This is a genomic window from Ekhidna sp., assembly GCF_963691765.1.
Lineage (GTDB): Bacteria > Bacteroidota > Bacteroidia > Cytophagales > Cyclobacteriaceae > Ekhidna.
On the sequence record NZ_OY829375.1, the window covers coordinates 2,560,732 to 2,585,920 of the forward strand.

General features: G+C 35.9%; 21 protein-coding genes. 11 read left to right on the forward strand and 10 right to left on the reverse strand.

Annotated elements, in window-relative coordinates; translation table 11 throughout:
• Positions 1 to 282: 282 nt before the first annotated feature.
• A complete protein-coding gene (locus ACY650_RS11655; RefSeq protein ID WP_462247674.1) occupies positions 283 to 3,531 on the forward strand; it encodes a PAS domain-containing sensor histidine kinase in 3,249 nt (1,082 codons plus the stop codon).
• On the opposite strand, the gene ACY650_RS11660 is transcribed toward ACY650_RS11655, so the two are convergent.
• Positions 3,515 to 4,111, reverse strand: a complete 597-nt coding sequence (locus tag ACY650_RS11660) for a LuxR C-terminal-related transcriptional regulator (protein ID WP_462247676.1) — start codon at positions 4,109 to 4,111, stop codon at positions 3,515 to 3,517. The two genes, ACY650_RS11655 and ACY650_RS11660, sit on opposite strands and share 17 nt — an antisense overlap.
• Before the next feature lie 78 nt (positions 4,112 to 4,189).
• Between ACY650_RS11660 and ACY650_RS11665 the strand changes: the two genes are divergently transcribed.
• The 3 genes from ACY650_RS11665 (at position 4,190) to ACY650_RS11675 (ending at position 6,646) form a co-directional block, all read left to right on the forward strand.
• Entirely contained in the window at positions 4,190 to 5,545 is a 1,356-nt protein-coding gene (locus tag ACY650_RS11665; RefSeq protein ID WP_462247677.1) for a response regulator, read from the forward strand.
• On the forward strand, positions 5,532 to 6,185 hold the full coding sequence (locus tag ACY650_RS11670) for a response regulator (RefSeq protein WP_462247679.1): 654 nt from the start codon (positions 5,532 to 5,534) through the stop codon (positions 6,183 to 6,185). The genes ACY650_RS11665 and ACY650_RS11670 overlap by 14 nt, the downstream gene beginning before the upstream one ends.
• Before the next feature lie 134 nt (positions 6,186 to 6,319).
• Positions 6,320 to 6,646, forward strand: a complete 327-nt coding sequence (locus ACY650_RS11675; RefSeq protein ID WP_462247681.1) for a hypothetical protein — start codon at positions 6,320 to 6,322, stop codon at positions 6,644 to 6,646.
• Positions 6,647 to 6,665: 19 nt separating this feature from the next.
• Here ACY650_RS11675 and ACY650_RS11680 read toward each other — a convergent pair whose 3' ends face one another.
• From ACY650_RS11680 to ACY650_RS11705, 6 genes are all read right to left on the reverse strand, one after another.
• A complete protein-coding gene (locus tag ACY650_RS11680) occupies positions 6,666 to 7,484 on the reverse strand; it encodes a glycosyltransferase family 92 protein (RefSeq protein WP_462247682.1) in 819 nt (272 codons plus the stop codon).
• 107 nt (positions 7,485 to 7,591) lie between these two features.
• Positions 7,592 to 8,353, reverse strand: coding sequence for a hypothetical protein (locus tag ACY650_RS11685; RefSeq protein ID WP_462247683.1), 762 nt, complete (start codon positions 8,351 to 8,353; stop codon positions 7,592 to 7,594).
• 15 nt (positions 8,354 to 8,368) lie between these two features.
• Complete coding sequence (locus ACY650_RS11690) at positions 8,369 to 9,244, reverse strand: glycosyltransferase (protein WP_462247685.1); 876 nt, start codon at positions 9,242 to 9,244, stop codon at positions 8,369 to 8,371.
• A 29-nt stretch (positions 9,245 to 9,273) separates the two neighbouring features.
• A complete protein-coding gene (locus ACY650_RS11695; RefSeq protein WP_462247687.1) occupies positions 9,274 to 9,924 on the reverse strand; it encodes a hypothetical protein in 651 nt (216 codons plus the stop codon).
• Positions 9,921 to 10,550 carry a hypothetical protein gene (locus tag ACY650_RS11700; RefSeq protein WP_462247688.1) on the reverse strand — a complete coding sequence of 210 codons (630 nt, stop codon included), beginning with the start codon at positions 10,548 to 10,550 and terminating at the stop codon, positions 9,921 to 9,923. The genes ACY650_RS11695 and ACY650_RS11700 overlap by 4 nt, the downstream gene beginning before the upstream one ends.
• A gap of 38 nt (positions 10,551 to 10,588) precedes the next feature.
• Entirely contained in the window at positions 10,589 to 11,545 is a 957-nt protein-coding gene (locus ACY650_RS11705) for a glycosyltransferase family 2 protein (RefSeq protein WP_462247690.1), read from the reverse strand.
• A 116-nt stretch (positions 11,546 to 11,661) separates the two neighbouring features.
• Here ACY650_RS11705 and ACY650_RS11710 point away from each other — a divergent pair, with 116 nt between their 5' ends.
• Positions 11,662 to 12,258, forward strand: a complete 597-nt coding sequence (locus ACY650_RS11710; protein ID WP_462247692.1) for a hypothetical protein — start codon at positions 11,662 to 11,664, stop codon at positions 12,256 to 12,258.
• Between the two features lie 14 nt (positions 12,259 to 12,272).
• On the opposite strand, the gene ACY650_RS11715 is transcribed toward ACY650_RS11710, so the two are convergent.
• Complete coding sequence (locus tag ACY650_RS11715) at positions 12,273 to 13,880, reverse strand: ATP-binding cassette domain-containing protein (protein ID WP_462247693.1); 1,608 nt, start codon at positions 13,878 to 13,880, stop codon at positions 12,273 to 12,275.
• Positions 13,881 to 13,913: 33 nt separating this feature from the next.
• Between ACY650_RS11715 and ACY650_RS11720 the strand changes: the two genes are divergently transcribed.
• From ACY650_RS11720 to ACY650_RS11745, 6 genes are all read left to right on the forward strand, one after another.
• Positions 13,914 to 14,822 (forward strand): glycosyltransferase family 2 protein, encoded by a 909-nt coding sequence (locus tag ACY650_RS11720; protein WP_462247694.1) that lies wholly within the window; start codon positions 13,914 to 13,916, stop codon positions 14,820 to 14,822.
• Between the two features lie 51 nt (positions 14,823 to 14,873).
• Positions 14,874 to 16,409, forward strand: a complete 1,536-nt coding sequence (locus ACY650_RS11725; protein WP_462247696.1) for a hypothetical protein — start codon at positions 14,874 to 14,876, stop codon at positions 16,407 to 16,409.
• Between the two features lie 68 nt (positions 16,410 to 16,477).
• Complete coding sequence (locus tag ACY650_RS11730) at positions 16,478 to 17,752, forward strand: carboxylesterase family protein (protein ID WP_462247698.1); 1,275 nt, start codon at positions 16,478 to 16,480, stop codon at positions 17,750 to 17,752.
• Between the two features lie 74 nt (positions 17,753 to 17,826).
• On the forward strand, positions 17,827 to 20,961 hold the full coding sequence (locus ACY650_RS11735; RefSeq protein ID WP_462247699.1) for a sulfatase-like hydrolase/transferase: 3,135 nt from the start codon (positions 17,827 to 17,829) through the stop codon (positions 20,959 to 20,961).
• Between the two features lie 88 nt (positions 20,962 to 21,049).
• A complete protein-coding gene (locus ACY650_RS11740; RefSeq protein WP_462247701.1) occupies positions 21,050 to 22,471 on the forward strand; it encodes an MBOAT family O-acyltransferase in 1,422 nt (473 codons plus the stop codon).
• 1 nt (position 22,472) lies between these two features.
• A complete protein-coding gene (locus ACY650_RS11745) occupies positions 22,473 to 23,405 on the forward strand; it encodes a hypothetical protein (protein WP_462247703.1) in 933 nt (310 codons plus the stop codon).
• Between the two features lie 8 nt (positions 23,406 to 23,413).
• Here ACY650_RS11745 and ACY650_RS11750 read toward each other — a convergent pair whose 3' ends face one another.
• Both ACY650_RS11750 and ACY650_RS11755 read right to left on the reverse strand, forming a co-directional pair.
• Positions 23,414 to 23,974: an HAD family hydrolase gene (locus ACY650_RS11750; protein ID WP_462247705.1), complete on the reverse strand. Its 561-nt coding sequence runs from the start codon at positions 23,972 to 23,974 to the stop codon at positions 23,414 to 23,416.
• Positions 23,971 to 25,104: an ATP-grasp domain-containing protein gene (locus tag ACY650_RS11755; RefSeq protein WP_462247706.1), complete on the reverse strand. Its 1,134-nt coding sequence runs from the start codon at positions 25,102 to 25,104 to the stop codon at positions 23,971 to 23,973. Before ACY650_RS11755 ends, ACY650_RS11750 begins: the two co-directional genes overlap by 4 nt.
• Positions 25,105 to 25,189: the final 85 nt, after the last annotated feature.

The following is a 25,189-nucleotide window of genomic DNA, read 5'->3' on the forward strand; positions in this document are numbered from 1 at the left end:
ACCCCAATCCGAGGCACCTAATCACCTAATCACACTGCTGAACGCATTGTATTCTTAAAAAAGATTATCTAACTGAATCTTATATTACTTCCTCTTTTGGAAGCCTTAATTTCTTTCTTACAAATAGACATAAGATGGCTAGAATTGAATCTTCGTGATAATGATGAAATTGATTTAGTCAAAATGCTTATCTCTATAAAATCAATTTAGAATAGAGTACTGGCTTTCGTCAGATTTCTGATAAATTTATGATTACAGAACAGCTTCATTATCAGCCACCTTTTGGATACTCAAATTGAAATACATCATAAATACTTGATTGAAAATATGCCGCACGGCATTATTCAATTCGATGCACATGGCAGTGTTTTATATGCTAATGATGCTGCGCTTAAGTTATTGGGGATAAAAGAAACGGACAGCTTAATAGGAGCTCACTATACGAGTTTCTGTTTTATTGACATAGACCATAACTCTCCCATAAGTAAAGCAAAGCATCCAATGAGTCGTTTGTTAGATGGTGATACCGATGTTAAGTCATATGTTCAATTAGCTGATTCAAACATTTCTTTCAAATGGTTGACTATTGATGCAAAACCAATATCAGATCAAGATCAAAAATTCATTGGATGTATTTACAACCTGGCAGAAGTTGAAGATAGTGTTGTAAAACAAAATGAACACGAAGAGGGTCGATATAAGATTCTTGTTGAGAATTTAAATGCGGTAGTTTGGGAGACGAAAATTGGCACACTTACCTTCTCCTATATAAGCCCGAAGGCAGTTGATCTGTTGGGTTTTCCAAAAGAGGATTGGCTGAAAGAAGGGTTTTGGCAGTCGAGGATTTATGAAGATGATCGTGAGCGAGTGATAGCCTATGAGAGACATAAAGCCCCTGATACGGAAAGCTATCAATTAGAATATCGATTAGTTCATAAAAACGGGGATGTTCGCTGGGTTCAAGATATGGTAGAAGTTGTAAAGGTCGATAATAAACCGGCACTTCTGCGAGGATTGATGTTGGATATTACCGATACCAAAGTTTCACGTCTCAAGCTCCGAGAAAGCGAAACCCGGTATAAACAAATGATTGCCGAGGCTCCATATGCGATTACTATTTATGATCGCAATGGATTGATGATTGCAGCTAATGCCAAATCTGCCGAACATTGGATGATTGATTTAGATGAATACATAGGTAGATTCAATATTTTCAACAACACCCTTTTTACTGAAGCAAAACAAGTAGAGGCCATAAAAAAAGCATTTGAAGGTGAGCGAGGTGAGATAATAGCCAAAGTACCACTGATTCATACAGGATCATCTAAATCATATCGTATCAAGTATTATCCGCTCTATGATGGTGAGGGAATGTTGGATAATGTTGTGTATTTCTCTGAAGATATCACAGAATATCAGGAAGCAGAACATAAAATAAAGCGAGAGGAAGCACTAAAACAGGGGGTATTGGATGCTTTGGATGAGGCAATATTAGTTGTTGATGAAAATGGAATCATTTTAAGTGTAAACAAAAACTTAAAGACCTATATAAGAAGTCAACCTTATGCGGATATGCAAACAGGGCGTTCCATATTCGATTTCATGGATTTTTTTGGTGATGGAAGATATTTGAAAGAAGGTTTGAACGCGATACTTGATCAAAAGGCAAAGTCCTTAGATCATGAAATGAAGTTAGCAGATGAAAAGTGGTATAATCTAAGAGCCACCCTATTAAATGAACCATTTGGTGCCGTAATCGCGCTACAAAACATTAATACTCGGAAGGAGATTGAGATGGCGCTAGAAAAGTCTCTTAAAAAGTATCGAAGTATTTACAACAAGGCTCCGGTAATGATGCATTCTATCAATGAACGCCTTGAGATTATCAGTGTAAGTGATTTCTGGCTAGACAAGATGGGATATGAGCGCAATGAAGTTATTGGTAGAACGCCGTATGATTTTATGGTGAAAGAAGCTGAAGGAGAAGTAGAGGCCAATCTGGAAAAGCTGTTTAATGGTGGATTCATAAAGAACATAGAGTATAAATACATAAAGAAGTCCGGTGAAGTTATGGATGTGATTCTCTCTGCAGTTGCTGAATATGATGATGATGGGAATTTTGAGAGATCGATAACTGGAATGCTCGATGTGACGGATCTTAAAGCGGCAGAAAGGGAACTTCAAGTGAGTCAGGCTAAGCTTCTTGAAGCTCAGCGTATATCTAAAATTGCCAATTATGAATTTGAAATAGAAAGTGGAACGTTTCTGCCATCTCAAGAGATGATAAGCCTAATGGGGTTTTCAGAATCTGAAAGGCATGTTTCCATTATTAAGCAACTTGTTCACCCAGAAGACTTAGCGGATTTCGAGCAAAAACTCGAAAAGTGCATTATTGAGGGCAAAGACTTTTTTCATATATATAGAATAAATAACCTAATCACAGGGAAGACAAAATGGATATCTGGGCGTGGTAAGATGATAAAAAACGCCAAAGGAAATGTGATTCGTATGATTGGGACTGTTCAAGATATTACTGAACAAAAACATGCTGAGCAAAAGATCAGACGCCTATCCGATAGGGTACTTCTTGCTACTGAAATTGCAAATCTTGGTGTTTGGGAATATGACCGTGAAACAAATGAAATCTTTTGGGAAGATCAGATGTATTCTATTTTCTCGATGGCAAAAGCACCACTGTCTTTAGACAAACTCACGGAGCATTTTGTTGAGGAAGATAAAAGCATACTCGAGCAAAGTCTCAACATGGTTAAGAAAGGGATCAATTTTTTAGAGTCTGATTTCAGAATAAAAGTTGATGATAAGGAAAAATATTTAAGAGCATTTACTCGAATCTTAAGAGACCATAATGGTAAAATTAAAGGTATTGTTGGGGTTATTTATGATATCACTACGGACAAACTTCTTCAAATGCAGTTGGAATCATCACTTGAAGAAAAGAACGTTCTTATTAAAGAAGTGCATCATCGTGTTAAAAATAATATGCAGCTTATCTCCTCAATCTTAGCGTTAAAATCTTATGATCTAGAGGATGATAAATCAAAGGCCATTTTCAATGAAGTTAATGACAGAATCAAAGCGATGTCTGTAATCCATGATAAGTTGTATACCTTCTATAATGTATCTGAAATAAATATTGGGGAATATCTTCAACACATTGCTCAAGAACTCCAGATTCTACAAGGGTCCTCTTCAATAGCTATTGAAGTTGATTCTGAATACATCATTCTTGATGTTGAAAAAGCACTATTAATTGGATTAATGGTTAGTGAAATGGTAGGAAATGCGATTAAGCATGGATTCGAGGTTGGTCAGGAAGGAAGGATTTCAATACTATTTTCAAAAGAAGAAGATAAATTTTTACTTCGTGTTCTTAATAATGGCAGAAAAATCCAAGGTGAGGTCCTTGAAAGTAGTACTGGTTTAGGTGTTTCTCTAGTTAAGACATTTGTAAAGCAACTTGGGGGCACGGTTGAAGTTGATAATGAAAACGGGCTTAGAGCGAATTTCTAAAGTCAGCGGAATACTCAAGCAGTGTTTGAATAAGACCGCTTGTTGTTTTAGAGCCAATCTTCCTCATTACATTTCCTTTGTGAGCGTTTACTGTGCGTACGCTAAGATCCAATTCCGTCGCAATTTCCTCATTGGTTAAATCTTTCATCATCAGTAGCAGAATTTCATTTTCTCTATCTGTAAGTGATTTTATTTTTTCTGCAACCTCATTGGCTTTGTTGGAGAACAACATTCCAATCATGGTTTCATTGTAATAAATGTCTTTCTCGAGTGATACTTGAATTGTCTTCAAAATGTCGGAGGCTTCCATAGACAACGAAATGATCCCATTGATATCGTATTGAGAAGTATACTGTATCAGTGCAGGTCTTAAATCAAACCCAAAAAGAACTGTAGGGATATCTCGCTGATAATCTTTCATCTCCGTTGGTGAAATCGTTTCAGAATCAACAATTATTAAATCTAGAGACTCTGAAAATTCCATTGCCAGAGAAATCGTCTTTGGACATATTTCATCTAGTAATAGGTATAGATAATTAGACAGTGATGCATTTTTAGATACAATAAAAATCTCTTTCATATTCAAGAACCCTTTCTTAGCGCTTTCCATTGTAATATCTCACAAAAACTTATAAATTGATAGTATTCGATAATACCTATGGGAAAAATTTTAGTCGCCGAAGACTCGCTTATTGTAAATCAACACATTAAACATGCATTAGAATCAGGCGGACATGAGGTAATGTCAGTCTATTCTGGAAAAGAAGCGGTTAAAGTTGCTTCAGATGAAATTCCTGATCTGATACTTATGGATATCATGATGGAAACCAATTCCGATGGAATAGATGCTGCTTTTGAGATCAAGCAAAGCCTTGATATTCCAATTATTTTCTTAACAGCTCTCACTGATGAGCCAACCATTGAAAAGGCAAAGTTCAGCCTTCCTTATGGCTATGTTGTAAAGCCATTTAATGAAGCAGAGCTTTTATCTAATATTGATGTTGCGCTTTATAAAGCAAAGGCAGAAAAGAAAATCAAAGAGAATAGTGAGCTCTTTCAAGCCATTATTAATTCAATCGATAAGGCGATTTTTTTGCTGGATTCTAAGAGGACAGTCAAGTATGCAAATTCAATAGTTGAAGAAATTACGGGAAGATCATTCGATCAACTGATGGATAGAGATATAAATGATGTTTTGTGCTTTGTAGATTCTAATGGAAATGCACATCCCGATATTGTGGAGATAGAGGATGCTGGAGAAATGGAATTAATGCTCGGTGATTCAGACAATGTTTATGGAGATTTCTATTCTCACAATGTTTCACTTGATGAAGAGTATAACTTGTTCTTTTTTAAAGACATAACGGAACGAGTAAGGATTCGTGAGGCAGATGAAGATATTAAAAATCGAAGATTGCTTTCATTTATTGAAGGACAAGAGAAAGAGCGAGAGCGAATTGCAAGAGATCTGCACGACGGAGTTGGACAAATAGCTAACATGATTAAGCTAGCAGTGAAAAAAGGTGAGTCAGAAGAGGTTGTGGTCGATATGCTTGATCAATTTCTTGATGAAATGAGAAAAGTTACAGATGGTCTATTGCCAACACTATTGAGTGACTTTCCAATTGATGCCTGTTTGAAAAAGATTGTAGATCAAGCTAATAATAGCTCAAATATCAATTTTGCACTTCAGGCACAGGACCTTCCAGAATTAGATATGAAGCTAAAAGTGAATATCTATCGAATTTCCCAGGAAAACATTTCTAATATTATTAAGCATTCTGAAGCTTCAGCTGCTTCTATCCAGTTATATGGATTTGATGATCATATACAGATGACTATCGAGGATGATGGCGTAGGTTTTGAGATGGGAGACTATACAGATGATACTTCACATCATGGGCTACAAAACATTTTATTCAGGGCAGCGGTTTTAAATGCAGAATGTAACATTGATACTAAGAAAGGTTCGGGTACTTTTATTAGTTTAAGGATTCCATATGAAAAAGACTAAGCTATTTCTTGTTGAAGATCATGAGCTAGTGCGCAAGGGCGTTCGTAGTATCATTGATATGGACCAAACCATTCAAATTATCGGCGAGTATGATCGAGCATCTAAGGCTATTACGGCGCTAGATGAAGGGAATATGCCGGATATTATACTTATGGACATATCTATGCCTGAGATGACTGGACTGGAGGCATCTAAGCTGATTGGTGAAAAATATCCTGACATCCGAATAATCATTCTAAGCATGTATAAGGATGAAGAATACGTGATGGAGGGGTTGAATTTCAATATTGCTGGATATGTAGTAAAGGATAGTGTAGCCGATGAAATTTTAGTAGCCATTGAAAAGGTGCTGGATGGTGGAAAATTCTTTAGCAGAGAAGTAATAGATACAGCCCTCAACTCTTATAAAGAAATCAAAAAAGAGAAGAAAAAAGCTGAAAGCGTCCAATTGACCAAACGAGAAGTAGAAGTTTTAAATGATATTTCAGATGGCCTAAAAAGTCAAGAAATTGCCGATAAACTCTTTATTAGCGAGCGTACTGTGGAGGCACATAGAGGTAATATCATGAAAAAGCTGAATGCAAAAAATATGGCTGAATTGATCAAAAAAGCCATGAATTTGGGACTCATTCAGTCCTAAATTTTAGTTAAAATACCTATTCAAAGAGCAGTATTTACCATAAATCAATTTTTCTTTTTAAATCATACATTTGATTGAGATTGTGTCTTTCTTCTTATAAACCACCGCATTTAAGACAGATTGATATTAAAGCTATGATCATTTCAAATACTCATCAGGTAATAGATGCACTTAAGAAAATGGTGCCAGGTGGTTTTGTTTTCGTAATGGATACAACAGACCGGTCATTTGTATATAAATCTTCAGAAGATCATAAACAGTACGAGCAACATGTGATTTCGTTAGATCGAGTACATGGCATTGATACACTTACCAAATCCACAGATTTTTATACCCATGAGAGTGATCAATCAATTGTAAAACTCAAAAGGATTGGTCAAAATACTTTTATGGGCCTTTGTGCCTCTAAACATAAACTTTCTGAAGATCAGTGGAGCTATGCTGATGGCTTCTTCCAATGATTACATCTCGGATCTTGATTTAGGAATACATCAATGATTCAGTTGGATTGATTTTACTTTTTAGCGGTTCCAAATATTTAAGAATTCGCGTGTCTCTTACATCATTGTGTGATTTATTCAAATCATTAAAAGCATCTAATGAAGTGTCTCTTGATCTCATTACGTTTTGCCTTGTTCTGTACTCTTCGTATGATTTGGAATAATAGTGATTGATTTGAATAGGAATTTCCTCAAAGTCGGTCAAAATTCCGCCACCCTTGAAACTCTTATATCCCCATCTATGAGAATTATAAATATATCGGTTGGATGAGAGGAAGTCACCATTCGCGGCATCTTTATAGTTAGAATACTTTTTTTCCCTTCTTAGGTAGTTTTCGATTATTAGACCGTCAGGTTTAACCAAATGACCATTGTTTCCAAAATTGAATCTATATACCCTGTAGCCTTTTACTCTTTTGGTATCGAGAGACCTAAGCCAGTCTTTTATTTCAATATCCTTTTTTGCTAATAGAAATTCATCAATGTCTAACTTTTGAAGCCATTGAGTTTTAGACCTGTAATTCTTTGCCGCATGGGCATATGCTATATGACTTTTATCACGCTCCCAGAATTGCGTGCGTTTATCATGTTTAGTCCCATCAAAATGAGTCCAAGAATGGCGAGTTACAATACCTGCTTCTTCATAAGGCTTTAAAATCTTCATTGCCTCAATTCCACCATCTTGATCGTACATATAAAAATGATCGACACCCAAGAGCAAGTGATATTCAATCCATTCTTTTAGGTATTCGTTTTCATTTTTAAAGACAGAAACTGTTGATAGCAGATGTTTCTTCATGGGGTGATTTTAAATGTTGCGGTAGACAAAAGTGACACTTCTCGTGTGCTTATGATAATCTTGGCGGCAATTATAGACGAAAAATGAATTATTTAAGTTGAATTAGATTATTTCATGGTAATGAGAATCGTTGTAGAGATTATTGATATAATGGATATTCTTTTTATCCATTGTTTGAGTAAGAAGATACCAATATTTGAGTTAATCGGCGTGAATGTTGCCCACTTTCTAAATACTCTGGCAGCTTTTTCCAAGCCATTAAACCAATTGTCCCTTTGGTTCCTTGCTTTTGCTATGTCATATCCGCTGGAAGTAGGATGAAATACCTCTATTTCATAATCTACAACAGATTTTAATCCTTGCTTCATTGCCAGGTATCCAAGGTAGACATCTAATCCCCAGCCGATTTTATTGACCTTGATATCAATCGGACACATTTTTCTCAACATACCCAGTCTTACTGCAAAGCAAAACCCTTCTACAAAATTCACCTGCCTTAAACCTTCACCATATCCAGATACCATTTGTTTGTGTGGAGATTCGTTGGCGCATGGTGCATATACTGCAATATCTGAATGTGAGAATGCAAATTTTACCCTTTCTATAGATTTTAAGTAGTCATCAATGACCACATCAGATGCTATAAAGTAAATAATGAAATCATCAGATCGGTCATGAAAGTATTCAAATGCTGCGTTGATTAATCCACTGTAATAGACATTTGGTAGTTCAATATCGAAGTAAGATTTTTGATGTTCTTCCAACTTTGACCCACTGTCGATAGCCATAAAATCAACATAAGGTGAGAAACCTGTTTTGTGATTTTTCACATTTTCATTGTGGTTATGATTGATCGATACTACTACCATGGAGTGATGTTTACATCAGTGATTCATTTCCGTTTCGCGTTTTTTTCTAAAAACCTCGCGAGCTGTTTGTCCTTCGTTATCTTCGGGCCCTGTATTAGGTCCTTTGTCAACAGAATGAACAATTCCATGTCCTTCTTCTATGAGCTTAGCTGCTGGATATGGTAGTCCTTTCCATTCCAAAATAAGAGGCCCTGATGGAAATGCAAAATGGCCCATGCTAAAACCAGAGGCTAGAGTTGCCATAGAGAAATACACATCCTCAGCAAGGATGCTTAACCTGCTCAGCGATACGTTTAATGCACCTATTTGCTCCATAGAAATTATGCAGCTGCGAGTAAGAAAGTAGGCTCCGCCAAAGACATTATCTCCCCTCACATATCCATTTTTTTCTGCCTTTCTAAGCAAATCAGTCCAACTTGGGGTAAGGTGAAATAAACGTCGAATCAATGAAGTTTTCCTAGATATTGTGTTCTGATGATTTTTATAGGACCGTGGACGATTGTAATCAACCTCATAGACTCCATACATACCAACTTTCTGATTTCTATGGTGATAGTCTAGGGCGAGTTTCAAAACACCATGGTTTATGATTAATGCATCGACATCTAATTTTAAAAGAATTGGAGCATCTATATTCGAAAGGAAATAACGCAATCCTCTGGCAATAGAGTAATTCATCCGATTGCGACCTATATTTTTTTCGTTTCTGATAATATGCCAGTTGGGTTTTTTGTGTTTTAACAAATACTTATCCAACCGATGCTTGGTGCCATCATCTACAAGAATTAACTCAAAGTTTGTTTTGCAATAGTGCTCTACAGAGTGAATAGTGTCTAAGACGATTTCTGCAGATTCAACACATAACATTAGAATAGCAGCATCTGCTTTCATTTTTTTACTTTTCAGAATTCCGAAAATAATCAGCTAGGATGACCATATTTTTTTACCCAATACTTGTATGAGCGTAACCCTCTTTCGTTTTTTATTTTCCCTTCAGTGAATTTAAGTGTTTGTGAATTATCAATGTTAGCCATTCTTCCTTTACCTGATCCAATCCACATTTCACATCCGTATCTATTTGATGAATATTTTTTCGATGGAATCTTGGGATGATAATTCTCTACGTAATGACTGGGGTCTTCCAGGGTCCTTATGTAGTGTGAATTGGCAAACCAAAAATTGCCAGAGTAATGTGGTAGATACAGGCCATCTCTATGATAATTGATGTATCGTATCCCTGACGTATCTGCCTCTTTGAGGCAATGAACATGTTCTTTCCATCTAGTTAAAGTCCAATAATTAAGTGTTTCTCTCCAAAGCCTATTTGATCTATTGAATGGCTTAGTTACTCCTTTGGTATGTATATACCCTATAATCTGATTCTGGTCTTGTGTCTTTGCATATTTCCATAGCTGATGTAGTGTGGGTACTTCGTATTGATTCAGATTATTGTTTTCAAGGAAATTCTTAATCAGCTTACAGTCTGGTATTTCTGATACTAAACTTTCATGCTCAGAAACTATTTTCTCCCAATTGTTGATTTTGGCTATATGGTAGAAGATTGTGATCATTCAAATTTTCTTTTTAGCCGTTCGAAACTTTTAAGTCCCTTAAACCTTGTTACCTGTCTTAAGCGTTTTATTGGGTAGTTATCTACTACGCCCATTCTAGGATTACCAGACCCAATCCAAAACTCGCACCCAAATCGCTTAGGGTCACTATTGTCAGGATTGTATGACACTCCAAAATTTTCAATATAATTTTCAGGGCTTTCCAGTTTCTTAATATAATCACTATTGGCCCACCAGAAATTGCCAGAATAGTGTGGTAAAGCAATGTCATTGACCTGAAAATTGAATGCACGAGCACCAGAAGTGTCAAATTCTTTTAAAAGACTCAAGTTGTCTTTCCATCTCCTTAAATTCCAATAATTGAGAGTTTCCCTCCAGAGTCTTCTGTTTTTAGCTTTAGGCGTAGTTACACCCTTAGTATGGACATAGCAAATAGGCGTGTTTTCCTTAAGGCTTTCACAGCGCTCCCAAAGCAATTGTAAAGTAGGTAATTCGTAACCTACGTCTCCTTCTTTTGCATAGTGTTTTATATATGAATGCTCTGGAATCTCATCAATGAGATGTTTTTGCTCAACAGAAATTTCTTTCCAATGATTTACTTGATAGATATGGTGGAAAATGATCATTGAGTATGTGGTAGCGAAGGTACTCCTATCAAATAAAATTAAATCCTCTTTATCAAGTCGTTAGTAAAAGCCCTAGTTCTACTTATCCAATCCATCGGACAGCTTTTAAAAATTTGAGGTTCTATTTCCTTCTTCATTCGATAATATCCATTCTTGACAATTTGAAATCTCATTCTTCGACTCATCATTGAAATGACTTTTTCCTGACTCACTCCGTCTCTGAATGGTTTAAATACCGGGTCATGAATAAGCTTATATGCTAAATTAATTTCATCAATGTCAGATGGTCTTATTCCCTTCATTGAAGAGTTTTTTGCACTTTCCGAGTTTGCATGTACCCTGAATTGATTTAAGTTTCTTGGAGTGAATGCTATCCTTTCATTTAAACCCAACTTTAACCAATATTCCAGATCTACTATCTGCTTTAAGCGAGCGTCAAAACCTCCGTACTTGGTAACTAATTCTTTTTTGATAAGACCAATAATTGGCTCACCAATGAAGTTTGCTCCTATGCCAATTTGCATAAGTTTTTCTGCTAGCTCTGAGGGTTCTATTATACCATCATTTTTAAATTGATCTGAAAGTCTTGGTAAGTTTTCAAAAGGGTCTTTCAAACCATCTTCAAACAAATACTCCCGTTCCGAAAGTACAATATCAACACCATGATTGCTTCCTAATTTCAGCATCTCTTCAATTGCATCTAGACTCATTAAATCGTCTTGAAATTGCAACTTCACCCATTCTCCCTCAGCAATATCTAAGGATTTGTTCCAATTGCCTACCAAACCAAGATTTTTGTCATTAATATGGATCTTAATTCTTTTATCATGTTCTTGGAATCGACGGACAATCTTAACTGTATCATCCGATGATTGATCATCAACAATGATTATCTCAAGATTTTGGTACGATTGATTCACTACTGTGTCAAGACATTCTGCCAAAAATCGAGCGCCATTAAATGTTGGGATACAAATTGTGACTAAATCATTCATGTGTCAGTATTGAATACTTTTCACGGTCCTTTGGAATCGGCAATTTATCAAATTGCATTTGTAATAAATTTGTTTTGAGCTTTAGATTAATGCTCGTTGAATTGATTCAATTGATTATGGGAATAACCAGAATGTTTTTGATCTTGATTGTGCTATCAGCTTTGAGCGCTTGTCATTCAAACAATGCGAACAATAGTGCGAATTATAGTTCAAGTCAAAGTACCGTTCAACAACCTATTAAATCCAACCTTGAGCCGGGTCCATTTTACAATGAAGTATATAAAGCAGAAAGTGTTGTGCTAGATAAAATAGCTGCTAAAGAGAATGTGGATGAAGAAACAGGATTAAATATTCTGATAAATTCTTGCAATGAAATAAAGGCTGATTTTAATAATTACTTATTGGATACCTATGGAAAAATTGAACCAGATCTTGAATCGAGAGATTTGTATTTAGATGCTGAGCATGTTGGAAGATTTATGATTTGGAAGCTTGTTAGGAATGAAACGGATTGTTTTGGTGATTTTTTCGAGGCAGCTGATATATTATACCATCCAAGTTCCTGGTCTGCTCGAGAGCTATTCATCATTGCGGTTTTGCCAGCGATGTACGAGGAGGGACGGAAATACAATGCACCTATTTTCACAGGTTTTGATCCGTTCTTAACTGAGAATTCTTCTGCTTCGTGGAATAGGATAATTGAGCATCCTTAGTGAATTTTTTTATTTCAATTCTTAACTACCTGGCCATTTTTGAGAGTAACTAGTTGATCTGCTATATCATAGTACTTTTCATCATGAGAAATCATTATGATGGTCTTTCCATTTCTCTTCAACTCGGGGATTATTTCGGTATAGAATTTTTTTCGAAACTCAACGTCTTGATTCGCTGCCCACTCATCAAATAAGCATATTTGTTTATCCTCAATTAAAATTCTCATCAGGTTCAACCTCCCTTTTTGTCCTTGCGACAGCTGAACTTCTTCAATTTGCATTTGACTATCAAACGCTGTTTTCCCTTCAAGTTCCAGATAGTTGATCAGCTCTTTAATTTCGCTTTCGCTCTTGGAGTTTTTAATGTAACTCAGATCTTCAAATACAGGTGATTCTGTATATATGCATGACATGTTTTCTTTTAATGAAAGCCATTCCTCAGATCCTAAAGCATTGTTATTATGACTAATAATGCCTGAGGTGGCTTCGTATAAACCAGTTATGATGTTGAAGAGTGTAGACTTACCACTCCCATTGCCGCCTTTAATGATTGTGATTGTATTTGATTGAATAGCTAGTGAAATAGGCCCAAGTTTGAAGCCGTTCTTTCCTGGATACTCATAGCACAGATCTTTTATTTCAATATTGTGTTCATTCAAGCTTTTTGCTGTTCTGCTTTTGTCATTGATTGATAGTCCTTTTTGGAAATCGATATCAAAAGATGCTATTTGGTCTAAAGCGTTTTCGACTATTTTCAAATCTTTTAAAAAGGAGGTGACTTTGGAGAATGAAGGGACAATGAATAGCACCAGAGCCAGGAATTCCACCAGATTTTCAGTTGAAAAATCAGCATAAAGAATGGCATATACCAGCGTACCACCAAAAGATAAAAGGGTAAAAAGAGATGTAAAGCTTTCAATAATTGATCTTCTATGGAAGGCTCTTACATTTAGATCAGCAATTTGATCGCTCTGTTTTTTAATAGCTGATTCTACGTATTTATCTCCGTGAACGCTATTAAGCGAAAGGTCCTTAAGTCCTTTCTCAAAGCGATCCAGGTTAAAATGTAACTTGAATCGGATTTTTGATATTTGATTCTCTATTGACTTAAACCAATTGAGGGTAAGGAAATTGAAAACACCAGCTATTGTAAAAATGAGACAAACCATTAATGTCAGCATCCATGAAATGGAAAACATCATTGCTACAACTACAATTACTTGAAAGGTGGCAACTATCACCCCCGAAATATTCTTTCCAAAGTTCTCTATGGTACTAATTTCAAAAAGTAGTAGCGCAACGATTCTATCTAACTTATTGGCATTGGTTTCATAATTAGTCAATAAAATAAGTTGGGCTAAATCACTTCTACTTTTTGACACAAGATTCTCATAATAGTGCGCTAAATATTTGCCTGCGATTAAACCGATTATTGTTGATGCGGTTACTGATATTGCTACAATGCCAAATAAGTATATTTTGTCAGCGTTTTCGTTTACTATGATTTGACTCATAAAACGTACAGATAAAATATTCAATCCAGCTACACATGAGCTTGTGACAGCTGCAAGTAATATTTGCCTCCAAGAGGTGTTAAAAAAGAATCCAATGATTTGTGACATTTTTGTATCTAAAGAGATTAACAAATTAATAGCTTGGAGGTAATTAAAAAACTGTTTAGCAGATTCAAGAAAAAACAGTACCTATCAATCGTTGCGATCTTCAAAAATGAAGCACACATAATTGATGAGTGGATAGCGCACTACATCAATGAAGGAGTCGATCACTTTTATCTAATTGACAATGGTAGCAATGATTCTTACCTTGAAAAGATACAATCATACTTAGACCAAGGAATAATCTCACTTATCATTGATGATGAAAAATGGGCTCAAGTCAAACTATACAATCAATATGTATTGCCTCTTAAACACCGTTCAGAGTGGTTGATAGTATGTGATTTAGATGAGTTTATTTATGCAAGAAATGGATACAATACTATTAGAGAATATTTGGAGTCTCGCCCGAATAGTATAGCTATGGTCAGAGTTCCCTGGAAAATGTTTGGTTCAAATGGAAATAAGAAACAGCCTGTATCAGTGATAGATTCATTCACGAAGAGATGTGAATACATCAATGAAGTTGAACATCCAGGTATGAGAGGTCATTCATATAGTTCGAGTAAAGTGATTGTTCGTAATAGGTTTTTGAACTATATAAATATTCATCAATGCGATCTCAGGAAATGGCCAAAAGGAGTCGTTGAGAATTCGAAAGGTGAAGCAATGACCATGGAAGATCCTAATCATCAATATATTGATGAAGGCTTACTTAAAGAATCATTTTTACATCTCAATCACTATGCGATTCAATCTTTTGATTGGTTTATGAAAGTAAAGATGACAAGGGGTGCAGCAGATACGGAACGTCATGAGCAAATTCGGGACAAGGATTACTTTTTAAAATATGATCTTACAACCAATCAAATTGAAGATTCAGAACTAAGTTTAAAAACGAATAATGCTTGTCAAAAGGATGACAATGCCAATGACCGAAGAGCCTAGGTCCATGAAAAATATAACTTCTTTTGCAGAATTAAAGTACTTTCATTTTTAGTGAGAAGCCATTACCGATATCGAAGTATTGTCAGAGTATTGACCTTAGTGTTAACGTCGTTTACATTTCTTAACGCTGTCGGACAAGTTTCGATTCCTGGGTCTTATTTCACCACCATTGATAAACTGACAGATACAACTACGCTATCACTATATCGCTCAATTTCTTACAATGATGTTTCAAGTTTTGATTTGGTCAATCCAACCATTCGTGCTTCTTATAACTCTACCTATCCTAGGGGCTTCAATGATGGGCCACTATGGAAAGGGAAGGGGCTGACATCTGAACTCCACTTTGGATTTGTTGGGAAAAAAGGAAGGATTTCGTACGCGATTGTGCCAGCATTCTTCTATTCCCAAAACTTATCTTATGATATTGGTCAGATTCGTCCATTTGGATATGATTTTTCATTTAGGCCAAATGGTGAGCAGCGAATTGATTGGGTACAACGCTATGGGAATAGTGGATTTATGGATTTTCATCTGGGTCAAAGTGAAGTAATGCTTGAATGGGGTAAGACAACCTGGGCCATATCAACGCAGAACTATTCTTTAGGTCCTTCAATATATAATCCGATTGTGATAAGCAGACAGGGTGGTGGTTTTCCGCATTTTCGATTTGGTGTAAATGGAGAAAAAATAAAATTATTCAAGAAAAATATTGGAAAGATCGAATCAAATCTGATTGTAGGATTACTTAAAGAATCGGATTATTTCGATGATATAAATGATAATGATACTAGATACTTCAATGCCTTCACATTTTCATACGCTCCAAGTTTTATCAAAGGGCTCACCCTTGGCTTCAATCGGATGTTGTATAAGCAAACGAGGTATTTCGAAAAGGAAGATCTCTTTTCGATAATCTACAATCCAAATGATGGAATCATAGATGGAGATACACTTTCGACAAATGACCTATTTGATCAATTGGCTTCAATTTCTGTAGATTGGAAGTTCCCAGAGTCCGATCTGAGAGTATACGCGGAATTTTCGAAAAACGACTTTACTTCAGGTGGTGCTGGGTTTCGATTTTTTGCCATTGAACCCGAACACAGTAGATCTTTTACCATTGGGTTGGAGAAGATTTTTCAAACCAAAAACAAGACGATACGATTTGGATATGAACATTCAAACTTATCGAGAAATGCAACCTCGATATGGAGACCCTCTGGAATGTATTATACTCATGAGGTAAACAAGCAAGGGTATACTAATGATGGTCAGATGATAGGTGCCGGTATAGGCCCAGGAGGAAATAGTGATCACATAAATATTAGAGTCGAAGATGCGGATTTTGTAGCCGGAATTTTGTTGCAGAGAATTGAAAATAATAGAGACTATCTAACCTACTATATTCAAAATGCTAACCTTCACGATATAGAATATTCGCTGGGATTTTCATTGCAAAAAACCATCAGCAATGTCTTAATATCTGGAGAAGTAACCTTTAGTCATAACTACAACAAGTATTATCAAGCGGATCAGTCTAATGCATACCTTGGTTTTAGCGCTCAATTACTTCTTTTCGAATAGAGAAACAGGTAATAGAATTGACCTTGGTTTAACACTATGAAAAGACCTTTCCTTTTTAAATTGCTCAATTGAATGCTGGTGTTATAAAAAATTGTCATATTAAATATCGATCTGAAATTGCAAGAATCATTCTACTGCTCTTATTGATTGGGCATTTTAGTGAAACTCTTGCTCAATGTGATACTCCGTTATTTGATGCTTCGGAGGTTGTGATTCAAAAGAATATCATCTACGGCGAAGCAGAAAACTATGAGGGATCCTCGCAAAGTCTTCTGCTAGACTTGTACTACCCAAGCTTAATGGTCGATCAATCTGAAGCAAGACCGCTTGTGGTGATTATGCATGGAGGATGGTTCAAGTTTGGAAATAAAAATCATAAAGACATTAAAATTCTTTGCCAAGAATTGGCTGCCAGGGGTTATGTATGCAGCTCAATTAATTATCGGCTAGGACACAATAATTCAGAGTATAGTATCTATCAAGCAAGATACCGAGCGATTCAAGATGCAAATGCAGCAATCAGGTTTTTGATTTCAAAATCTGGAAGGTATAACATTGATAGAAATTGGATTTTTATTGGGGGACAAAGTGCTGGCGCTGTTGTGGCAAATGGTGTCGTTTATGCTGACGAAGAAGAATGTGATGACATTTCTGAATCCTTTAATAAACCATTAATTAGTAAAGAACTTGGCGCGCTAAATGAGTCGGGCAATGATTTAAGGCCATCATTCAACATAAAAGGAGTTTTTAATAATTGGGGTGGGGTTTTAGAAAATGAGTTTCAGACTTCTGAATATGTTCCAACAATATCGTTTCATGGGGTATTGGATACAGAGGTTGCTTATGGAGTTGATAGTACCTATTCAAATTTTTCACTACTTGGCTCTCAGATAATAAATAGGAGGCTTAAAAATGTAAATGTTTGCACTGAATTGATGACGGATTTGAATGGAGGACACGGCATATTTAGAGATGAAAGTTCTTCCTATCGTGCACAACGAGCAAGCTGTTTTTTTAAGAGCATAATGTGTAATACTTGTCAGAGTTTATTTTCAACTGACTCCATAGCAGCATCCTGTTCCGTAATTGATTATGATATTTTAAGAAACGATAATTTATCCATTTCAGCTTCGCCAAACCCTTCTCAGAATTATTTCAGACTTTTAGGAGTCAACGAACCAGTCAGAGTTAAAATTTATAATTCTTCAGGACGAATTATAGCGAATCTTGCATCGCCGGATCAAATTGATCTTTCTAATCATCCAAATGGTTTGTATGTTGTTAAATTGATATTTACAACAAGCACTCGAAAACCAGAGGAAATAAAAATTATAAAAAAGTAGGTTGGTCGATTCGCAAATTGTGGTGGATTCTCAGTGAAGTATATTTACATACCATCGATCAATTTTACTCCTCAATGCGATTTTGCTTAGCAGCACTTTTGTTTTTTCTGTTTAATCTGACCTATGCCCAGGAAATGGGTAGCCCGGTCAACAATATCATTTTGATTACACTCGATGATTTGGGTAATCAAGTGGGCTTCCTAGGAGATTCAAAGGCTGTAACTCCCAATCTGGATTTCTTAGCCCAAGAATCCGTGGTTTTCACTAATGCATATGCATCTCAATCGTCTTGTTCTCCGTCTCGAGCCAGTGTGCTTACTGGATTGATGCCATCATCGCACGGTCATATTTCCCTCTCCAATGAATCAAATACATATGCACTTCAAGAGGATATTGCTGTGCTTCCGAATATTTTGAAAGAAGAGGGGTATTACACTGGGATATTAGGTAAGCTTCATGTATCACCTGAGGAGATTTTTGAGTTTGACGGATCAATGCAAAGCGCTGGTATTACACGAAGTGGCTACCTAACTAAAAATGCAGTCAAGACTTTTTTCGAAATAGGTAACGATAAGAATTTTCTGATGCTCAATATTTATGATCCACATGTAGATGATTCGAAAAATTTCATTGATCAATATAAAGGTGTACCAGAGGTGATTCTTACTCCCGAGGAGGTGGAGCCTCTTTCGTTTCAAGGAGTAATTGGAAGCAGTCCAGAAAGAATATCGAGCTACTATAATTCCGTTACGAGGGCAGATCACACAATCGGTAGAGTGATCTCTTACCTTAAAGAAGCCGGTATTTATGCTGATGCGCTCATTATTGTCGCAAGTGATAATGGGCCACCATTCATAAGGGGGAAAACTTCATCCTATGAAGCAGGCATCAGAGTGCCACTTATCATTAAAGCACCAGGAGCCATCAATCGATCAGAAGATGCATTGGTTAACCTCTCAGATATTATGCCTACCATTTTATCATATGCTGGTTTGGAAGAGAGTCAAGGTTTGCAAGGAAAATCATTGACTCCACTTATAGAGCAAGAAGTAGAAAAAATCAGAGATTATCAGATTACAGAATTTTTCTATCATAAAGAACAGACACATGTTTTTTTTCCGAAAAAATCAGTAAGGCAAGGCGACTGGAAACTTATTTATAATCTCAATCCTAAAGCAAGAGGTAATCTTGAGCTTATAGATGGAGACTTTGTATTGGATATGCTAGACGAGGCCTTGAATAGTGAAAATGAACTTGCTTCGGAAGTTTATGAGCGATATCTGTCTCCTCCAGAATTTGAGCTTTATCATTTATCAACCGATCCGAATGAATTTTACAATCTTGCTAGTGACCCAAGCTATTTTGTAAAATTGGAAGAGTTAAAGGGGCATATTATTGGGGAGGTTGCAGATACGATTTTAATTGATCATGGTCAGAAGTCATTGAAAGTGGATTTGGGATCTGTCTTAAATGAAGGTGCTTCTATAGTTATCTATCCTGGCGAAGACGCTGACCAATTTAATGTGATCAATGGCGATCAGATCTTCTTCAAGTCTCTTCCGAACTATACAAATCCTAAAGATTCTGATAATGATAACGTCTATTCAATAAATGTGCTAATCACCGATTTCGATTTGAAAGTATCCAAATCAACTATCAATATTGAAGTTCATCCAGCTGCCTCTTATATCGATGTGGACGCATTATTGGATACTGAAGAAGACTTCTCTGAATTTATTACTAACATCAATCAATCTGATTTGATGCATACTCCTACTGCAGATAGTATTTGGTTCTATAGGGATTTGGGATGGATAAAGTTGAAAATAGAGATGTACAAGAGTGTAAGAAAATCGGAGAATATGCCTGCCATTGCATTTTATCATGGCGGTGGGTTGATTTCAAGATCAGGTCAATATAGAAGGTATGCGAAGTATTTTGCTGATCAGGGATTTCAAACTTTTTTAGTTACATATAGAGTACTTTCAGATTCATCTATTGTGCAACCTTATCATTCACTTGGTGACGTGAAAGAGTCTATACGACAATTGAGGATTCATGCTGAGGCATTAAAAATTGATCCGGACAAAATTGTAGGGGCTGGCATGAGTGCAGGAGGATTGTTGGTAACCGCCTCGAGCTTAATTGAAATGCCAGGTGCTATTGATCTATCGGAAACTTCGTTTAATGGCTATATGCTTCACTATCCGAAACTGGAGTTTGAAAGAAGATTTGGGAAGCAATTGGATTACGATCAATGGTCGCCCATGGACAATGTTGAAAACTGTCATTCAGTGCCATCATTAATCATGTCGGGTACCAATGATTCGACTACTCCATTCAGCGATATGATTAAATGGGATTCTATTTATTCATCTAATGGATGTACGAGTTACCTCTATGGGTTTTCTGATAGAACACATGGTTTTGGGAATTATGAAGAAAGCTCATCAGGGCCTGAACACCGAGACTTTTATTATTCGCTGTATATCATGCGCAAGTTTTTGAGGGAGGAAGGATTTTGCAGTTCAGATACTACTACTTTGGATATTGAACTTGGTCGGGAGGAGATATATGAAGTAGGCAATGAAGTATTTGATTCTACTGGTGATTATTCTGTTACTATGATGAATCAGTATGGATGTGATTCAATTATTAATATTCACATTACAAAGAGTTTAACAGATGATATACCACCAGAGATTATATCTACTTTGGCAGATACAGTTACAGAAAATGATGATTCATGGAGTCTTGAAATTTTAACGAGCGAACCTGCTGAATTGGCTATGGGGAATTTTTCGGATGAACAATATTTTGAATTAGAGGGGAGCTACTTACGTTTTAAAAATGCACCAGACTATGAAAACCCATTGGATAGAAATTCTGACAATGTCTATTTGATTCGAATTAAGGCTACAGATTCAGTTGGCAATACTTCCACTTCTGAGATTAATATTAGGGTAGCCAATAAGCTTGATGAGTCTATTGAAATCTACCCGAATCCTGCCAGCTATTGGGTTCTAATACGCACGTTGAGAAATATTAAAGTACAGATATATAATGACAATCGTGAGATCGTTTATGAATCTCATTTTAAAAGCGGTTTTCATAAAATTCAAACTCGTGAAATTGGAAAAGGGTCTTTTTTCTTTAGAGTTTCTGATTCAAATGGCCTTATATTTCTGCGAAGATTATTGATTAATTAAGACTGAAAAATTTAAGATTTTGAATCCTTAAATTCGCGTAAATGACTCTTGCGTTAAGAGGTCTTTAGTGTTTTCACTATCTGAAACGATGCAATTTAACTCTTTAGAATTTCCAATTTTTCTGATAATCGTATTCACGATTTATTGGCTATTGGGCAAGAGAAAGCTACAAAATCCTTTTTTGTTATTTGCGAGCTACGTGTTTTATGGTTTCTGGAATTGGCAGCTTCTTTGGCTTATTGCAGCCAGTACATTTCTTGATTATTGTATTGCCATAGCAATTGCAAAATCCGATGTGCGAATAAGAAGTAAGCTACTACTTGCATTAAGTCTCCTATGCAATATTGGGCTGCTTGGATATTTCAAGTACGCAAATTTCTTCCTAGATAGTCTAAAGACTTTATTCTTCTCAATTGGTATTTCATGGAATACAGAAACTTTATCCATCATACTACCGATAGGAATCTCTTTTTACACATTTCAGTCTTTGAGTTATACGTTTGATACGTATAAAGGGAAAATAACTCCAACAAACAGCTTCATTGATTTTGCTGCTTACATAAGTTTTTTTCCACAATTGGTAGCTGGTCCGATTGAAAGAGCTAGAATCTTGCTGCCGCAATTTCAAAAGGAGCGCTCTTTCGATACCAATACGGCCTTGGACGGGACTAAACAGTTCCTCTGGGGAATGATGAAGAAGGTTTCTATTGCTGACAACTGCGCAATTTATGTCGATTACATTTTTGAGAATTCGGCTCAATTGTCAGCTCCGGAGTTGGCTATTGGTGCGATTCTTTTCACTATACAGATCTACTGTGATTTTTCAGGATATAGCGACATGGCTTTAGGTTTGGCTAAACTTTTTGGTTTTAGACTTTCGATCAATTTTAATTACCCGCTATTCTCAACATCTGTAGCAGAATTTTGGCGTAGATGGCACATTTCTTTAACAAATTGGTTCCGTGACTACCTATACTATCCTATGGGCGGAAACAAGTACGGATTTCTTAGAACATTAAGAAATATAATGATTACATTCCTTGTTAGTGGTCTATGGCATGGTGCTAACTGGACTTTCATTGTTTGGGGTGCAGCAAACGCCTTATTTTTCCTACCATCGCTATTTACAAAGTTTGGCATCGGGATTTCTTCAAAACTCAAGGGAAGTAATAATTTGTACTTGAATATCATCTCCAGAGTAAAAACATTTCTGCTGATTTCTTTAGCATTTGTGTTTTTTAGATCCAGTGATGTTTCCTCTGGATTTCAATTCATCTCTGAACTTTTGATATTGGAAGACTACCTAGTCTTTAGTGGGTATTTGAAATTTGTGCCGATTTTTCTTTTGACGAGTGTCTTGTTCATAATTGAGTGGTTTTCAAGAGAAAAAGAACACGCTCTAAGTTTCATTCCAAACAAAAAAGTAGAACTAGCAATGGTAACGCTTACGATTATCATGATCTTTACTCTTGCCAGAGTTGGTTTCACATTCATTTACTTTCAATTCTGAGATGCAAGAGTTTTTAAAGCGAGTTATACTTTATGCAGTAGGTCTGTTTCTGATTTTAGAAGTAGGCTTTAGAATCTTTCTTGATAAATCTTATTTCCAAAAAGTTAATCCATATTCGAATCTCCAAAATGGTAATTACACTTACGTTTTCATTGGGTCTTCAAGGTTTGAAGTTGCTATTGATGAGAACTTATTAGCAGATATCTTAGACTCAGAAGTGCTAAATACAGCACGTGGATTTTATTCTGCTGGTGTAAGCTATCAAGCCTTAAAAAATGCACTAGAAGACAATCCCTCTCTTATCGATGGGGCAAAGGTTATTTTAGAATATCCACAATTTCTTGATGCGTATTTATCTGATTTCAACGAAGAAAAGTATCATGTTTGGGAGAAAGGGTTTCCTATGGTTCAATTTTTAATACCTCATCTTCAGAGTGATGATCTATCGAATTTTTTAAGGTACTCTCCCAACACTCCTAAGGCAAAGTTTTATTTGGTTTGTGCATACTACTCTTCTGTTGTTAGAAATATACCCGTAATTCAGGAGTATTTGCTTGATAACTTCATTAAGATCAAATCTTGGAATATGACACAGCAAATCGTTCATCAAGTACAGAAGTCTGAAGAGCAAAAGCAAATAACTGATTTTTCAGACAAGACTTATGCTCAAAGTCTCATCTTTGAATTTAAAAGCCTAGTTGAAGAAAACGGTGGAGAATTGATTTTGTTGGATGTGCCAAAATACTCCAGTTTTAATGAGAATTTTAAAAGTGATTTGTTGAAGGGACAATCAAGGTCGACAAGATTACCAGTGATAAGTGTTGACTACTTCAATTACAGTGATAGTGATTTTGATGACAAACTTCACCTGAATGAAGATAGAGTTGAAGAATTTACTTCTAGGCTTGCCACAGTTTTATCAGAGTACAACTAAGAAGGTTGTTAGCTGGTTACCTTGAATATTTTGCCATTTTTCACCCAGTTTGTAGTGGTTGCAAGTTTTGCACAGGGGGTATCATTTTTACTATCCGTATAAAAGATAAATTGTTTGTCAGCTATAAGCTCTCTAAGAATTTGTGCTTTTTCTTGTCTAAAAGGATGTGAAGAGATCTTAAAGCGATTATTTTGAAACATCACTTTGCTCCCTACAACTGTAATTTCTGGCATTGCTGATTTCAAGATCGTTTCTAGGCTTGCGGAAATGACAATGGTATTCGTGTGCTCAGGATTGACTTCCTTCCCAATCTGGTTTAGTTGAATAGTTTGGCCAAACTCTTCGGCACTAAGTTCAAAATCTTCATATGAATGAAACAGTAAATTCAATAGAATTTCTTTAGCCCTTTTTACAGAGATAAAACTTAGTTTGGAAAGTACTTTAAGCAAGAGGATTGTTATGCTAATCCATCTTTTCTGTTTCCTCCTAGCTGATTGGAAAAAGAACTTCTCAGTAGAATCGAAATCAACTAATGTACCGTCGAAATCAAATACTTTGAATAACGTCATATTTTTTTGAGAAGATTTTTCCACTTTTTAAAATCTAACATTGAAAAAAATGTAAATAACAAAGCTGGAATTTTAGAGGCATAGGTCCAATTTACGAATAGCGTTTTATCACGGGCAATAAATTCTTTGAAAGAAATTTTCCCCGTAAATAAATACAAAACATCATATGGCCATACCCATCTTATTTTCGATCCAATTGAAGGTGGTTTTGGCTCGAATTCTTGTTCGATATGGCCGCATATATAATTGGATACCAATCCATTTAATTCTGACTCACCAAGAAGAAGTGAGCCCCACAAACGTGGATTGATTTCAAGAAGTAAGTAGTCTTGAAGTTTCTTATCAAATAGAAATTCTAACATGATAAGTCCATTCCATTGAAGTTTTGAGACGATGTTCTTAGATATTTCCAAACACCTGTCCGAAACAACAATTTCTGATAAAACAGTGACGCCTCCTTTTAGAGGAAATGTTCTTTGCCTTTGATGACAATAATGACCCCTAATTTCACCCTTTGTGCAATTTAGAAAAACGCCTATTACACTTTGAGAATGTTCAATTTCATCTTGAACTACTCTTTCTCTAAAGTATTCGATCGTAGCATCATCTTTTGTAAATCTCAAGATTCCCTTGGCACCTTCACCTACAGAAGGCTTGGAAATTAAAGGATGCATGCTGCCTAGTTTATTCAGCTCTAAGAGATTCTTGTATGTAGTGGGATGAGGGAAATTATTTTCTAAACAAAATCGCATTAAATCACCTTTGTCTCTTACCAATTTAAAGGTTGATTCATCAGGTAAGGAAAATAGAAAATTTTTCGAGCCGTGATTCTTTAGGTATTCGAAGAATAGTAAAATTGTTTTTTCTTCTATAGGTAGAAATATGATCTTTTGGTCACTTCTTGTATCTGCGATTTTATTTAAGGATTCTTCGAATTCCGAATAGTTCTGTGTTAAGAGTGTTTCGTTCGTTGATCCTTGGTATATAAGCCTGGCTTTAGTCTTATCCCATGCACCTCCTTCTGAGGCAATCAAACATTCAGCCTCTGGAAACCTAATTTTTACAACATTGTAAAGGTCAAAAGTTTTTCTTGAAAAGATATCAGTAAAAAGAATCGTAAAATCTTTCATTGACTGCATGAGTATGCTGGATGATGTTGGTTAAAAAAACAATGCAATCAAAAGGTTGTTAGGTTTCAATCCCTATCGGGGTTAA

Coding starts and splice junctions, on each gene's coding strand:
- ACY650_RS11665 (WP_462247677.1), top strand. CDS start 4,190: ATGGGAAAAATTTTAGTCGCCGAAGACTCGCTTATTGTAAATCAACAC.
- ACY650_RS11750 (WP_462247705.1), bottom strand. CDS start 23,974: ATGACGTTATTCAAAGTATTTGATTTCGACGGTACATTAGTTGATTTC.
- ACY650_RS11740 (WP_462247701.1), top strand. CDS start 21,050: ATGCAATTTAACTCTTTAGAATTTCCAATTTTTCTGATAATCGTATTC.
- ACY650_RS11680 (WP_462247682.1), bottom strand. CDS start 7,484: ATGAAGAAACATCTGCTATCAACAGTTTCTGTCTTTAAAAATGAAAAC.
- ACY650_RS11685 (WP_462247683.1), bottom strand. CDS start 8,353: ATGGTAGTAGTATCGATCAATCATAACCACAATGAAAATGTGAAAAAT.
- ACY650_RS11670 (WP_462247679.1), top strand. CDS start 5,532: ATGAAAAAGACTAAGCTATTTCTTGTTGAAGATCATGAGCTAGTGCGC.
- ACY650_RS11745 (WP_462247703.1), top strand. CDS start 22,473: ATGCAAGAGTTTTTAAAGCGAGTTATACTTTATGCAGTAGGTCTGTTT.
- ACY650_RS11715 (WP_462247693.1), bottom strand. CDS start 13,880: ATGTCACAAATCATTGGATTCTTTTTTAACACCTCTTGGAGGCAAATA.
- ACY650_RS11660 (WP_462247676.1), bottom strand. CDS start 4,111: ATGAAAGAGATTTTTATTGTATCTAAAAATGCATCACTGTCTAATTAT.
- ACY650_RS11735 (WP_462247699.1), top strand. CDS start 17,827: ATGCGATTTTGCTTAGCAGCACTTTTGTTTTTTCTGTTTAATCTGACC.
- ACY650_RS11690 (WP_462247685.1), bottom strand. CDS start 9,244: ATGAAAGCAGATGCTGCTATTCTAATGTTATGTGTTGAATCTGCAGAA.
- ACY650_RS11710 (WP_462247692.1), top strand. CDS start 11,662: ATGGGAATAACCAGAATGTTTTTGATCTTGATTGTGCTATCAGCTTTG.
- ACY650_RS11705 (WP_462247690.1), bottom strand. CDS start 11,545: ATGAATGATTTAGTCACAATTTGTATCCCAACATTTAATGGCGCTCGA.
- ACY650_RS11695 (WP_462247687.1), bottom strand. CDS start 9,924: ATGATCACAATCTTCTACCATATAGCCAAAATCAACAATTGGGAGAAA.
- ACY650_RS11700 (WP_462247688.1), bottom strand. CDS start 10,550: ATGATCATTTTCCACCATATCTATCAAGTAAATCATTGGAAAGAAATT.
- ACY650_RS11755 (WP_462247706.1), bottom strand. CDS start 25,104: ATGAAAGATTTTACGATTCTTTTTACTGATATCTTTTCAAGAAAAACT.
- ACY650_RS11675 (WP_462247681.1), top strand. CDS start 6,320: ATGATCATTTCAAATACTCATCAGGTAATAGATGCACTTAAGAAAATG.